Origin of the sequence: Thioalkalivibrio sp. AKL12, from assembly GCF_000377925.1 — a bacterium.
GTDB lineage: Bacteria > Pseudomonadota > Gammaproteobacteria > Ectothiorhodospirales > Ectothiorhodospiraceae > Thioalkalivibrio > Thioalkalivibrio versutus.
Genome location: NZ_KB898895.1, coordinates 161,546 through 174,493 on the forward strand (window position 1 = coordinate 161,546; position 12,948 = coordinate 174,493).

Consider the following 12,948-nt stretch of genomic DNA (forward strand, 5'->3'; position numbering starts at 1 on the left):
AATCCCATGTCCCAGAAGCATCCCGTGATTGCGGTGACCGGTTCCTCGGGTGCCGGCACCTCCACCGTCAAGCGCTCCTTCGAGTCCATCTTCCGTCGCGAGCAGATCAGCCCGGTTGTGATCGAGGGCGACAGCTTCCATCGCTATGACCGCAAGGCAATGAAGGAGGCGATGCAGAAGGCCGCCGCCGACGGCAACGATCACTTCTCGCACTTCGGCCCCGAAGCCAACCTGTTCGATCGCATCGAGGGGCTGTTCAAGACCTACGGCGAGACCGGCCAGGGCGAGAAGCGCTACTACCTGCACTCCGACGAAGAGGCGGCCGAGCACAACGAGCGCCTTGGCACCAACCTTGGACCGGGCGAGTTCACCCCCTGGGAAGAGATCCAGCCGGGCACCGATCTGATGTTCTACGAAGGCCTGCACGGCCTGGTCGTGAACGGCGAAGTGGACGCCGCGCAGCACGTGGACCTGGGTATCGGCGTGGTGCCGATCGTGAACCTCGAGTGGATCCAGAAGATCTTCCGCGACAACGCCGAGCGCGGCTATTCCGCCGAGGCGATCGTCGACACGATCCTGCGCCGCATGCCGGACTACGTGAACTACATCACCCCGCAGTTCGGCTACACCGACATCAACTTCCAGCGCGTGCCGACGGTGGACACCTCCAACCCGTTCATCGCCCGCGCGGTGCCGACCCCGGACGAGTCGATGGTGGTGATCAGCTTCAAGGATCCGGCGAAGCTCGGCATCGACTTCCCGTACCTGCAGAACATGATCCCGGACTCCTTCATGTCCGATCCCAAGACCCTGGTGGTCCCGGGCGGCAAGATGAGCTTCGCGATGGAGGTCATTCTGGCCCCGATCATCCACGAGATGCTGTCGCGTCGCGGCTGATCCGCAAGCCCAAGAGAAGTTCCCAAGCCCCGCTCCGGCGGGGCTTTTTTCGTTCATGGCCGGGCATTCCGCTAGGATTCGGGATTTAACCAACAGGACGGAGTTGGCGTGATCGGACTCTTCGGGCCACGGCCGGCCCAACAGATGGAGCGCTTTCGCAGCCGTTACGACGGACGCTCGCTGATCGTGCACCAGGGTTTCAACGGAGACTGGCTGGAGGAGCTCATCAAGCAGCCGGGCGGCGGGGGCCACTTCCGCATGGACAGCCGACCGCTGCCGCGGCGGCGCCCCACCCCGGTGGAATGGCTGGTGCAGACCTACATCCTGCCGCTGGAGCTCCCTCAGCCACTGTTTCTGGACGTACGCGAGGACGCCATCCTCGTGCGCCACCTGACGCGCGGGCAGCATGCCGTGCACCCCTCCGAGATCGCCTGGTTTCTGGAGGAACTGGACACTCGCCACCACGCCCGCCTGGTCTTCGCCGAAGACGGCGGCCTGCACGTGCACACCGGCCTGCCGGTCGACGACAACGAGGCCCTCAGCATGCTGGAGCATCTCGGTTTATGACCACACCCTTTCGCAGCGCCACCGCCCGCGGCGACGAGCCCGGGGCCCTGGCCACCACCCTGATCGCCGAGCTCGGCGAACAGCCGGTGCGTGGCGATGATCAGGTACGCGTCGGCTTCATCTATCTCTCCGACCCCCTGAGCCGCCACGCCCGCAGCCTGCTGAAACACCTGCGCGAAGGCCTCGGGATCGATCACTTCGTCGGCGGCATGGCCATGGCAATCATCGGCCCGCGCGACGAGCTCTACGAGCAGCCCGGTGTGACCCTGATGATCGGCGAGTTCCCGGCATCCAGTGTTCGGGTCATCTACCATCCGGTACGTCGCTTCGAGGATCTGGTACAGGAACTGGACGGCTTCCTCGACCCGCAGACCCCGGGGCGTCTGATCCTGAATGCCGACCCCCAAACGGAGGGCCTGGAAGACATACTGACGGAGATCGGCGAGCAGACCGCCTGGTTCGCCACCGGGGGTGTCAACTCCGGCGAGCCCGGCGTGGTACAGATCGCCGACGGGGTCTCCGCCTCGGGCATCACCGGCCTGGCGCTGCGCGACGATGTCGCCATCGCCGCGCGCCACAGCCAGGGCTGCACACCGCTGCCCGGCCAGCACGAGCTGACCGAGACCTGGCGCAACATCATTGTGCGTCTGGACGGGCAGCAGGCGCTGCCGGCATTCAAGGGCATCATCGGCGATGTCCTGTCGCGCGATCTGGAACGCGCGCTGGGCTACATCCTGGTCGGCTTTCCCATCGCCGGCTCGGATACCGGCGACTATCGCGTGCGCAACATCATCGGGGTGGACCTGGACCAGGAGGTCCTCGCGATCGGCGAGATGCTGGAACCGGGGTCGCAGATCCTGTTCGTGCGCCGCGACGGCCAGGCCGCCCGCGACGACCTGGAACGCATGCTGGAACAGGTGCGCGCCCAGGCACCCAACGGCATTCGCGGGGCGCTCTACGTCTCCTGTGTCGGGCGCGGACGCCACCAGTTCGGGCAGGAAGGCGCGGAGTTGGCTATCGTGCAAAAGGGGCTGGGGGACGTACCCCTGGTCGGCTTCTTCGCCAATGGCGAGATCTTCGCCAACCGCCTGTACGGCTACACCGGGGTCCTGACCCTGTTCACCTGAAACGCACTCCACCACACCCCGGGAGAAGGCATGCAGTACCGCAAGCTGGGACGTACCGATATCGAAGTCAGCCTGATCGGCCTGGGCACCATGACCTGGGGCGAGCAGAACACCGAGGCCGAGGCGCACGAGCAGCTCGACTACGCGCTGGGGCAGGGCGTGAACTTCATCGACGCCGCCGAGATGTATCCGGTGCCGCCGCGCGAAGACACCCAGGGCCTGACCGAGACCTACATTGGCAACTGGCTGGCGCAGCGCCAGAATCGCGAACAGGTCGTGCTGGCCAGCAAGGTCGCCGGCCCCGGCATGATCGACTACCTGCGCGGCGGCCCCCAGCTGAACCGCGAACACGTCGAGCAGGCCCTGAGCGACAGTCTCAAGCGGCTGCAGACCGACTATCTGGACCTCTACCAGGTCCACTGGCCGGCGCGCGCGACCAACTTCTTCGGCCAGCTCGGTTACAGCCACAAGCCCGACGATAACGCCACGCCGATCGAGGAGACCGCCGCCGCCCTGAAGGCCATGGTCGCCAGCGGCCGGGTGCGGACCATCGGCATCTCCAACGAGACCCCGTGGGGCTTCATGGAATGGATCCGCGCACATGACCGCGGCCTGTCCGAGCGCATTGTCTCCATCCAGAACCCCTACAACCTGCTCAACCGCAGTTTCGAGGCGGGCCTGGCCGAGATGGCCATCCGCGAGGACGCCGGCCTGCTGGCCTACTCGCCGCTGGCCTTCGGCATGCTCTCCGGCAAGTACCTGGATGGCGCCAAGCCGGCAGGTGCCCGCCTGACCCTGTTCGAGCGCTTCCAGCGCTACAGCAACGAATCCGGCCTGGCCGCGACCGCCGAGTACGCCAGGCTCGCCGCCGAACATGGGCTGACGCCAACCCAGCTGGCACTGGCCTTCGTCAACCAGCAACCGTTCGTGACCAGCAACCTGGTCGGCGCGACCACCATGGAACAGCTGCGCGAGAACATCGCCACCGTCGACATCACCCTGTCCGACGCCGTGCTGGAAGCCATCGAGGCGATCCACGCCCGCTATACCTACCCCTGTCCGTAGGTCGGATCCGTTGCACCTGATCGATACGCACGTCCACCTGGACCTCGACGCGTTCGATCCGGACCGCCCGGCGGTGCTGGACCGGGCCCGCGCCGCCGGCGTGCGGGAGCTGGTCCTGCCCGGCGTCACGCGTGCCCGCTGGCCGGATCTGGACGCCCTGCACCGGCACTACGATGGTCTGCATGTCGCCTACGGTCTGCACCCAATCTTCCTGCAGGACCATGCGGATGACGACCTCGACGCGCTGGAGCCCTGGCTGGACGCGCACCCGGAGACCGTCGCCGTCGGCGAGATCGGACTGGACGGCTACCACCAGGAGCTCGACTGGGACCGTCAGTGGCGGTTCTATACGCGGCAACTGGCCATCGCCCGGGAACGCGAGCTGCCGGTGATCATCCACAGCCGCCGCGCGCTCGACGAGGTCCTGAAGGGCCTGCGCCAGTACCCCGGCATCAGCGGCATCCTGCATGCCTTCATCGGGAGTCCGCAGCAGGCTCGGCAGGCGGCGGATCTCGGCTTTGCACTCGGGATCGGAGGGCCCGTGACCTACGAGCGCGCAAAGAAACTGCACCGCGTGGTGCGCGACGCACCGCTGCAGGCGCTGGTGGTGGAGACGGACGCCCCGGACCAACCGCTGGCCGGACACCAGGGCGAGCGCAACGAACCGGCCATGACCGCCGAGGTCAACCGCCAGCTCGCGGCCCTGCGAGACATGGATCCGGCCGAGATGGCTATAATCACGTCACAAAACGCACGCCGGGTCCTCCGGCTCCCGACCGGTTCCGCTGCATGAGCTCGCCCGCCGACGCCCCGCACAATCCCTTTACCGAACGCACGGATCTGCTGCTGGGGCATGACGTCACCGCGCGCCTGCGCGATCGGCATGTCTTCATCGCCGGACTGGGCGGTGTGGGCAGCTACGCGGCCGAGGCGATCGCGCGGGCCGGGGTCGGACGCATGACCCTCGCCGATCACGACGTGGTCGGGGCCTCCAACCTGAACCGCCAGCTCGTCGCGCTGCGCTCCACCGTGGACCGGCCCAAGACCGAGATCATGGCGAACCGCATCCGCGACATCGATCCCGACATCGAGGTCATCATTCGCCAGGACTTCCTCCAGCCCGACACCATCGGCGACCTGGTCCCCGAGGATGCCGACTTCGTGCTGGACGCGATCGACTCCATTGTCTGCAAGGCCGCGCTGGTCGCGACCGCCCAGGCCCGCGGGCAGGCCGTGATCTCGAGCATGGGCGCAGGTGGGCGCATCGACCCGACGGCCGTGCGCGTAGGGCCGCTGACCGAGACCCGCGTGTGCCCGCTCGCGCGGCAGATGCGCAAGCGGCTGCGGCGCCTGGGCGCACATCTCGACTACCCCGTGGTGTTCTCCATCGAGCAGCCGCGCAAGGGCACGGAGCACCGGCCGGTCGGCGACGGCGGGCGCCCGCGCTCGGTCAACGGCACCATCTCCTACCTGCCCGCGATCTTCGGCCTGACCGCCGCCGGCCACGTGATCCAGACCCTGATCACCCGCAGCTGACGCACACGAATCGAGTGCAGGAACCCGTATCGACTCGTCATTGCGAGGCGCAACGCGCCGCGGCAATCGGCGAGGGACACCCCTCAGCCGCGCCAGGCCGCGGGCACCCAACCCTAGTCGTCGAACACGGCCTCGATGCGGGCCTGGATGTGCTGGTCAGCGTCCGGGCCGAACTGTGTAGTGGCGGGATCAAATCGGTCGCAGAAGGCGTAGGCAAACTTCAGGTCTTTCACTCCGAGGGCACCGAACAGGCGTGCCTCGAAGGAATGATCCTCAGGGTTCTGGATCAGCGTGGGCCAGCCGTCCGCGCCCGGGGCCAGGGCAGGGCCGAAGAAGACCACGCCGGGCAGATTCTTCAGGCGCAGTGCACAGGTGCCATCGGTTACGCCGGCCATCGGCAGGAAGTCGATGGTGCGCGACAGGCGCTGCTTGCGGTTGAAGGCGATATCGATCTCGCCGCCCGCTGCGCGGATCGCCGGGGCCTCGGCCTCGAACGTGAGGGTCTCCAGTCCCGCAGCGCGCCAGGCATCCAGATCCTGCGCCCCATGCCGGCTGGGCAGGAACAGGTACGCGGGCTTGCTGATGGCCCGGATCGCCTCCAGGAGCGACTCCGAATAGATCGGCGCGTTCACCAGGATGCCGCCGAGCTCGAGGTCGTCGATCAGCCACACGGCCGGTTCCGAATCGCCGATCCGGTAGATGGTCCGGTCACGCAGTTCGACCAATGGGGCGCTGATCAGGGGTTCACTGGCCATCGGGCTTCTCCGTCGACAGGGTGGCGGGGCGAGGTTCGATCTCGGTCATGGTGGTCTCGATCCAGCTCTCGGCCTCGGACAGCACCTCGACCGGCTTGCGACCAGCGGTCTCGATCGGTGCCCCGATCACTACCTCGACGGTGCCGGGATAGCGCCGCAGGCCCTTTTTCGGCCAGAAGCTCCCGCTGTTCAGCGCCACCGGCAGGACCGGGTAGCCGGTGCGCACTGCGAGCATCGCGCCGCCCTGACGGTAGCGCCCGTGTTCGCCCGGGGCCACGCGCGTGCCCTCGGGGAACACGATCACCCAGCGGCCCTGGTCCAGGCGCTGCTTGCCTTCGGCCACCAGGTTCTCCAGGGCCTGGCGTCCGCCCTCGCGATCAATCGGTACCGGATCGAGCATGGACAGCGTCCAGCCGAACAGGGGGATCCGCATGAGTTCACGCTTGAGCACCCAGGTCTGCATGGGAAAGATCGCGACGAAGGCCACGGTCTCCCAGGCCGACTGGTGCTTGGACAGCACCACATGCGGGCGCGAGGGGTCGATGTGCTCGCGCCCATGCACCCGGTAATCGATGCCGCAACTGACACGCAGCCACCAGACGTTGAACCGGCCCCACAGGGTCAGGACACGGTAGCGGACGGGGCGGGAAAACGGCCAGATCAGCGGGGGTACCAGCAGCCCGAAGACCAGGATGGAGCCAACGAGCCCCAGCTGGAACAGCAGACCTCGGATCAGGGGCAGCATCGCCCGGCCCTACCCCGTCGCCAGGCGGCCGATGTCGGCCACGGTCTCGAACGCGCGACGCAGTTCACGCAGCAGGGCCAGGCGGTTGCGCCGCTCTGCGGCGTCCTCGGCCATCACCATCACCTGGTCGAAAAAGGTGTCCACCCGGTCTCGCAGGCCTGCCAGTTCGCCGAGCGCATGCAGGTAGTCACCGTCGGCCACCGCCTGCTCGACCCCCGGACGCACGGCCTGCAGGCCCTGGTACAGCTGACGCTCCTCGTCCAGCGCCAGGGCCTCCGGATCGAGTTCCGCCTCGGCCTCCTCGCCGGCCTTGCGCAGCAGGTTGTGGATCCGCTTGTTCGCGGCGGCCAGCGCCTCGGCCTCCGGGCGTTCGCGGAACAGGCTGACCGCGCGCACGCGGCGCACGAAATCCAGCGGGGCATCCGGCGCGACCGCGGCCACCGCCTCGATAGTCTCGTGCGCCTGACCCTGTTCCAGCAGGTACCCACGCAGGCGCTCGAGGATGTACTCGCGTACCGGCTCCACGGCCTGATCGGCCTCCGGCACGCGTTCGCGGATGGGTTCGGCGGCGGCCTGCAGCAAGGGGGTCAAGGCCAGCGGCAGTTCGCGCTCGACCAGGATGCGCACCAGCCCCAGCGCGGCGCGGCGCAGGGCGAACGGGTCCTTGGTGCCACTGGGCTGCTTGCCGATGGCGAAGATGCCGACCAGGGTGTCGAGACGATCGGCCAGCGCCAGCGCCTGGGCGAGCGGGGCGTCCGGCAGCTCGGAGCCGGACTGGCGCGGCCAGTAGTGCTGCTCGATCGCGGCGACGACGGTCTCGTCCTCGCGGTCGTGCAGGGCGTAGTAACGCCCCATGGTGCCCTGCAACTCGGTGAACTCGAACACCATCTGGGTGACCAGGTCGCACTTGGCCAGACGTGCGGCGCGCGCAGCGAGGGGTGCGTCGAGGCCCATCAGCCCGGCCAGGCGCTGCATCAGGGCCTCCAGCCGCATGGACTTGTCGCGCAGCGTGCCCAGGCGCTTTTCGAACACGACCGAGTCCAGCGCCTCCAGGCGCTCTTCCAGGCGCTTCTTGCGGTCCTGCTGCCAGAAGAACTCGGCATCCGCGAAGCGCGGGCGCAGCACGCGCTCGTTGCCGTCGCGCACCGCGTGCGGGTCGCGCGATTCGATGTTGCTGATCACGATGAAGTGCGGCTGCATGCGGCCAGCCTCGTCGACCACCGGGAAGTATTTCTGGTTGTCCTGCATGGTGGAGATCAGCGCCTCCTGCGGGACGTCCAGGAAACGCGGGTCGAAACCGCCGGTCAGCGCCACCGGCCACTCGACCAGCGCGGTCACCTCGTCCAGCAGGTCCGCATCCACCAGCGCACGCCCACCCAGGGCCTTCGCCTGCTCGTGGACCTGCTCGAGGATGCGCTCGCGGCGCGCCTCGAAAGACGGCTCGACAAACCCCGGGCGACGCAGCCGCTCGGCGTAGTCGTTCCCGCGCTTGAGCTCCAGGGCGCCGGGCTGATGGAAGCGGTGGCCGTGGGTCTCCCGACCCGCTGTTTGTTCCAGCACGGTCATCTCCAGCACCTCGGGCCCGTGCAGTACGACCAGCCAGTGTGCGGGCCGCACGAACTCGGTACGGCTGCTGCCCCAGCGCATGCGCTTGGGTGTGGGCAGGGCGTCCAGCGCGGCCTCCAGCATCTCCGGCAGCAGTTCGCCGAGGGCGCGCCCCGGCTGCAGCTGGCGAAACACCAGGTATTCGCCCTTGTCGGTGGTCTCGCGCTCCAGGCGCTCGACCTCGACGCCACAGGATCGGGCAAAGCCCAGCACGGCCTTGGTCGGCTCGCCGGCATCGTCGAAGGCCGCGGCCACCGCCGGGCCGCGGCGCTCCTGCAGCTGGTCCGGCTGGCGCGCGGGCACGCTCGGGAACAACACGGCCAGGCGCCGCGGGGTGGCGAAGGCCTCGGGCTCGCCCGGCTCCAGCCCGGCCTCGCGCAGGCGGGTGGTCAGGCCCTCGGCCAGGGCGTCGCGCAGGCGCGCGAGGGCGGTCGGGGGCAGCTCCTCGGTGCCAAGTTCGATCAGGAGTTCGCGGGCTTCGGCCATGTCGGGTCCAGGTTGGGTCCAGTACGCGCCGCGCGACCCAGGGGGCCGGCCGGCGCGGGATTGCGGGATTCAGGCGGCGTCGGGCTTGTTCGCGTCGTCTTCGGCACACAGCGGGAAGCCCAGGGCCTCGCGCGACTCGTAGTACTTCCGGGCGACGTTCCGCGACAGCTCGCGCACGCGCAAGATATAGCGCTGGCGCTCGGTGACCGAGATCGCGCCGCGCGCATCCAGCAGATTGAAGCTGTGCGAGGCGCGCAGCATCTGCTCGTAGGCCGGCAGGGGCAGGCCCAGCTCGATCATGCGATCGCTCTCGGTCGCGTGCTGGTCGAAGGCGGCGAACAGGGCGTCGCGGTCGGCATGCTCGAAGTTGTAGGTGGACTGCTCCACCTCGTTCTGGTGGTAGACGTCGCCGTAGGTGATCGCGCGGCCGTCCGGGCCGTTGGTCCAGACCAGGTCGTAGACGCTCTCCACACCCTGCAGGTACATCGCCAGGCGCTCGAGGCCGTAGGTGATCTCGCCGGAGACCGGGTGGCAGTCGAGCCCGCCCACCTGCTGGAAGTAGGTGAACTGGGTCACCTCCATGCCGTTGAGCCAGACCTCCCAGCCCAGCCCCCAGGCGCCCAGCGTCGGGGACTCCCAGTTGTCCTCGACGAAGCGCACATCGTGGGTCAGGGTGTCGAACCCGAGCGCCTCCAGCGAGCCCAGGTAGAGCGCCTGGATGTCCGGCGGCGAGGGTTTCAGCAGGACCTGGAACTGGTAGTAGTGCTGCAGACGGTTGGGGTTGTCGCCGTAGCGCCCGTCGGTCGGGCGGCGGCTCGGCTGCACGTAGGCCGCGCGCCACGGCTCCGGCCCGATGGAGCGCAGGAAGGTCGCCGGATGGAAGGTCCCCGCGCCCATCTCCATGTCGTAGGGCTGCAGGACCACGCAGCCATGATCGTTCCAGTAGTCCTGCAGGCGGCGGATCAGGTCCTGGAAGGTCGGGCTGCGGCTGGGCGGGGTGCGTTCTTGCGACATGCGGGATCCCGGGTCAGGGCAAAGCCGACAGTATATCGGCCCGGCTTCGGCCACGGCCACCGCTCGCGTTGGCGCGGGCGTTTTGCATGCAGCCAAAGCGCGCCCATACTGGGGCCCTGATTCTGTTCGGGAGAGTGGCCCTGAGCGACCCCCTCGCCAATTCCGGACCTTCGGTCACGCCGGAGAGCGGCCAGCGCTATCGTGATACCCGCCGGGTCACGTTGGTGGGCGCGGCCGTGAACAGCTTCCTCGCCGTGGCGCAGCTCGTCAGTGGCTGGCTGCTGAACTCGCAGGCCCTGGTGGCGGACGGCGTGCATACCCTGTCGGACCTGATCACCGACGGGGTGGTGCTGTTCGCGGCGAGCAAGGCCGCCGCCTCCCCCGATCAGGAACACCCCTACGGTCACGCGCGGATCGAGACCCTGGCCACGGTGATCGTCGGGGTCTTTCTGGCGCTCGCGGGTCTGGCGATTGCCTGGGCTGCCGGCAACCGCCTGGTCGAACCCGAGGCCATGACCGGCCCCGCAAACATGGCGATCGCCTTTGCCCTGCTGACCCTGGTAGCCAAGGAAGGCCTGTATCAGTACACCCACCGGGTGGCGAAGCGCCTGAAGTCGCGGATGCTGGATGCCAACGCCTGGCATCACCGCACGGATGCGATCTCCTCGCTGTTCGTGCTGGCCGGGGTGGCCGCTGCGGTGGCCGGGTTCCCGTGGGCGGACGCCCTGGCCGCGCTGATCGTGGCGCTGTTCATCCTGCATATCGCCGGGCGGCTGATCGTGCGCAGCGCGGCGGAGCTGATCGACACGGCACTGGAGCCGGAGAAGGTCGAGCGCATCCACCGCACGATCATGGATGTGCCCGGGGTCAAGGATGCGCACATGCTGCGCACGCGCCGCCACGGCAGCGAAGTCGTCGTGGACGTGCATATCCAGGTCGCGCCGATGATCTCGGTCTCCGAGGGCCATCGGATTGCCGATGCGGTGTTCCACGCGGTGACCGATGCACATGACCGGGTGAACGACATCACTGTGCACGTGGACCCGGAAAACGACGCGGAACAGGCCCGGAGTTCCATGCTGCCGCTGCGCCCGACGCTGGTGGAGGCGCTGCGCGAGGCCTGGGCGGACGCCCCGGAGCTGGATGCGGTGGAGCACCTGTCGCTGCATTATCTCGGCGGTCGGGTACACGTGACGCTGACCCTGCGCCTTGACGGGGCAGCCGCGCCGGCAGACCTCGAGGCCCGCACCCAGGCCCTGGCCGACCGACTGCACCGCCATCCCGGGGTAGGCGACATGCTGGGCGAGGTCACGCTACTCTATCGGCCCTGCACTCATTAGGTGCGGGCTACCACGATGCGCACAAAAGTTGTGCAGATAAGGCACCAGATTGGTGCATACAGGATGCGGCGGGGCGCCCCGGGTGCCCGTTTTTCGCGCGCCCGGGCCAAACAGGACCGGATGGCATGATGCCTGCATAATGAACCGCGACGCCGCGCAAGCGCCCGACGGGCCGGCCGGCCACCTTTGAAGACTCAAGTAAAGACCAAGGAGATCCCCATGTCCGCAGCCGACGTGCTGAACCAGATCAAGGAAAAGGAAGTTCGCTTCATCGACTTCCGTTTTACCGACTCCAAGGGCAAGGAACAGCATGTGACTGTGCCGGCCCACGAGATCGAGGAAGAAACCTTCGAAGAAGGCAAGATGTTCGACGGCTCGTCCATCTCGGGCTGGAAGGGCATCAACGAGTCCGACATGATCCTGATGCCGGACGCCGAGTCGGCCGTGATCGACCCGTTCTTCGAAGACATGACCATGAACATCCGCTGCGACGTGGTCGAACCGGCCACCATGCAGGGCTATGACCGCTGCCCGCGCTCCCTGGCGCGCCGCGCCGAGGCCTACCTGCAGAGCACCGGCATCGCCGACACCGCGCTGTTCGGTCCGGAGAACGAGTTCTTCGTGTTCGACGACGTGAAGTGGGGCTCCAGCCTGTCCGGTTCCTACTGCCGCGTGGACTCCCAGGAAGCCTCCTGGAACTCCGAGCGCGTCTACGAGGACGGCAACATCGGGCACCGCCCGGGCGTGAAGGGCGGCTACTTCCCGGTCCCGCCGGTCGACAGCCTGCATGACCTGCGCTCCACCATGTGCGAAGTGATGACCGAGATGGGTCTGGAGACCGAGGTGCACCACCACGAGGTGGCCACCGCCGGCCAGTGCGAGATCGGCGTGGGCGCCGCGACCCTGACCCAGAAGGCCGACGAGGTGCAGATCCTGAAGTACGTGGTGCAGAACGTGGCCCACATCCACGGCAAGACCGCGACCTTCATGCCCAAGCCGATCGTCGGCGACAACGGCTCCGGCATGCACGTGCACCAGTCGCTGTCCAAGGACGGCAAGAACCTGTTCTCCGGCGACCTGTACGGCGGCCTGTCCGAGACCGCGTTGTTCTACATCGGCGGCATCATCAAGCACGCCCGCGCGCTGAACGCCTTCACCAACCCGTCCACCAACAGCTACAAGCGTCTGGTGCCGGGCTTCGAGGCGCCGGTGATGCTGGCCTACTCCGCGCGTAACCGCTCGGCCTCGCTGCGCATCCCGTTCGTGATGAATCCGAAGGGCCGCCGCATCGAGCTGCGCTTCCCGGACTCCACCGCCAACCCGTACCTCGCGTTCGCCGCGATGCTGATGGCCGGCCTGGACGGCATCCAGAACAAGATCCACCCGGGCGATGCGATGGACAAGAACCTCTACGACCTGCCGCCGGAAGAAGAGAAGGGCATCCCGCAGGTCTGCCATTCGCTGGACCAGGCGCTGGAAGCCCTGAACCAGGATCGCGAGTTCCTGACCCAGGGTGGCGTGTTCACCGACGACATGATCGATGCCTACATCGACCTGAAGATGGAAGACGTCACGCAGATGCGCATGACCACCCATCCGATCGAGTTCGACATGTACTACAGCCTGTAAGGCGTCCGCTTCCGGCCCCTCGGGGCCGCGAGGCCATCCGCCGCCGCGCCCTCCGGGGCCGGCGGCTTTTTTGTGTCCGGGCTCGGGCTCCACCAGGGAGACGCCCTGCTCGCCGACACGACCGGCGATGCCGGATCGGGCATCGCATAAAAAGGCCCCGCGGATGGTCGATCCGCGGGGCC

12 protein-coding genes are annotated in these 12,948 nt (G+C 67.8%); 8 read left to right on the plus strand and 4 right to left on the minus strand.

The features are described from left to right. Positions 1-6 precede the first annotated feature (6 nt). The 6 genes from D579_RS0107445 to D579_RS0107470 all read left to right on the plus strand — a co-directional run bounded on the left by D579_RS0107445 (position 7) and on the right by D579_RS0107470 (position 5,192). Positions 7-897: a phosphoribulokinase gene (locus D579_RS0107445; RefSeq protein ID WP_018144895.1), complete on the plus strand. Its 891-nt coding sequence runs from the start codon at positions 7-9 to the stop codon at positions 895-897. Positions 898-1,005: 108 nt separating this feature from the next. Further along, entirely contained in the window at positions 1,006-1,464 is a 459-nt protein-coding gene (locus tag D579_RS0107450; protein ID WP_018144896.1) for a hypothetical protein, read from the plus strand. Further along, positions 1,461-2,591 carry an FIST C-terminal domain-containing protein gene (locus D579_RS0107455; protein ID WP_018175894.1) on the plus strand — a complete coding sequence of 377 codons (1,131 nt, stop codon included), beginning with the start codon at positions 1,461-1,463 and terminating at the stop codon, positions 2,589-2,591. Before D579_RS0107450 ends, D579_RS0107455 begins: the two co-directional genes overlap by 4 nt. Before the next feature lie 30 nt (positions 2,592-2,621). Continuing rightward, the gene (locus D579_RS0107460) at positions 2,622-3,656 is read left to right on the plus strand and encodes an NADP(H)-dependent aldo-keto reductase (protein ID WP_018951601.1); all 1,035 of its coding nucleotides are present in this window, start codon (positions 2,622-2,624) and stop codon (positions 3,654-3,656) included. A 10-nt stretch (positions 3,657-3,666) separates the two neighbouring features. After that, entirely contained in the window at positions 3,667-4,449 is a 783-nt protein-coding gene (locus D579_RS0107465) for a TatD family hydrolase (RefSeq protein ID WP_018168751.1), read from the plus strand. After that, entirely contained in the window at positions 4,446-5,192 is a 747-nt protein-coding gene (locus tag D579_RS0107470; protein WP_018144900.1) for a ThiF family adenylyltransferase, read from the plus strand. The genes D579_RS0107465 and D579_RS0107470 overlap by 4 nt, the downstream gene beginning before the upstream one ends. Before the next feature lie 113 nt (positions 5,193-5,305). On the opposite strand, the gene D579_RS0107475 is transcribed toward D579_RS0107470, so the two are convergent. From D579_RS0107475 to glyQ, 4 genes are all read right to left on the minus strand, one after another. Then, positions 5,306-5,947, minus strand: a complete 642-nt coding sequence (locus tag D579_RS0107475; RefSeq protein ID WP_018951602.1) for a hypothetical protein — start codon at positions 5,945-5,947, stop codon at positions 5,306-5,308. Beyond that, the gene (locus tag D579_RS0107480) at positions 5,937-6,692 is read right to left on the minus strand and encodes a 1-acyl-sn-glycerol-3-phosphate acyltransferase (RefSeq protein ID WP_018144902.1); all 756 of its coding nucleotides are present in this window, start codon (positions 6,690-6,692) and stop codon (positions 5,937-5,939) included. The genes D579_RS0107475 and D579_RS0107480 overlap by 11 nt, the downstream gene beginning before the upstream one ends. 9 nt (positions 6,693-6,701) lie before the next feature. Then, the gene (glyS, locus tag D579_RS0107485; RefSeq protein WP_018951603.1) at positions 6,702-8,783 is read right to left on the minus strand and encodes a glycine--tRNA ligase subunit beta; all 2,082 of its coding nucleotides are present in this window, start codon (positions 8,781-8,783) and stop codon (positions 6,702-6,704) included. Between the two features lie 69 nt (positions 8,784-8,852). Continuing rightward, on the minus strand, positions 8,853-9,797 hold the full coding sequence (gene glyQ, locus D579_RS0107490; RefSeq protein WP_018938656.1) for a glycine--tRNA ligase subunit alpha: 945 nt from the start codon (positions 9,795-9,797) through the stop codon (positions 8,853-8,855). Between the two features lie 86 nt (positions 9,798-9,883). On the opposite strand from glyQ, the gene D579_RS0107495 reads away from it, so the two are divergent. Together D579_RS0107495 and glnA are read left to right on the plus strand one after the other, a co-directional pair. After that, positions 9,884-11,137 carry a cation diffusion facilitator family transporter gene (locus tag D579_RS0107495; RefSeq protein WP_026287974.1) on the plus strand — a complete coding sequence of 418 codons (1,254 nt, stop codon included), beginning with the start codon at positions 9,884-9,886 and terminating at the stop codon, positions 11,135-11,137. Positions 11,138-11,356: 219 nt separating this feature from the next. Continuing rightward, on the plus strand, positions 11,357-12,766 hold the full coding sequence (glnA, locus tag D579_RS0107500) for a glutamate--ammonia ligase (protein WP_018951604.1): 1,410 nt from the start codon (positions 11,357-11,359) through the stop codon (positions 12,764-12,766). Positions 12,767-12,948 lie beyond the last annotated feature (182 nt).

Bases quoted from the DNA above. Each gene is read 5' to 3' on its own strand.
- D579_RS0107470 (WP_018144900.1), top strand. From the start codon at position 4,446: ATGAGCTCGCCCGCCGACGCCCCGCACAATCCCTTTACCGAACGCACG.
- D579_RS0107480 (WP_018144902.1), bottom strand. From the start codon at position 6,692: ATGCTGCCCCTGATCCGAGGTCTGCTGTTCCAGCTGGGGCTCGTTGGC.
- D579_RS0107445 (WP_018144895.1), top strand. From the start codon at position 7: ATGTCCCAGAAGCATCCCGTGATTGCGGTGACCGGTTCCTCGGGTGCC.
- D579_RS0107460 (WP_018951601.1), top strand. From the start codon at position 2,622: ATGCAGTACCGCAAGCTGGGACGTACCGATATCGAAGTCAGCCTGATC.
- D579_RS0107495 (WP_026287974.1), top strand. From the start codon at position 9,884: ATGCAGCCAAAGCGCGCCCATACTGGGGCCCTGATTCTGTTCGGGAGA.
- glyQ (WP_018938656.1), bottom strand. From the start codon at position 9,797: ATGTCGCAAGAACGCACCCCGCCCAGCCGCAGCCCGACCTTCCAGGAC.
- glnA (WP_018951604.1), top strand. From the start codon at position 11,357: ATGTCCGCAGCCGACGTGCTGAACCAGATCAAGGAAAAGGAAGTTCGC.
- D579_RS0107455 (WP_018175894.1), top strand. From the start codon at position 1,461: ATGACCACACCCTTTCGCAGCGCCACCGCCCGCGGCGACGAGCCCGGG.
- D579_RS0107475 (WP_018951602.1), bottom strand. From the start codon at position 5,947: ATGGCCAGTGAACCCCTGATCAGCGCCCCATTGGTCGAACTGCGTGAC.
- glyS (WP_018951603.1), bottom strand. From the start codon at position 8,783: ATGGCCGAAGCCCGCGAACTCCTGATCGAACTTGGCACCGAGGAGCTG.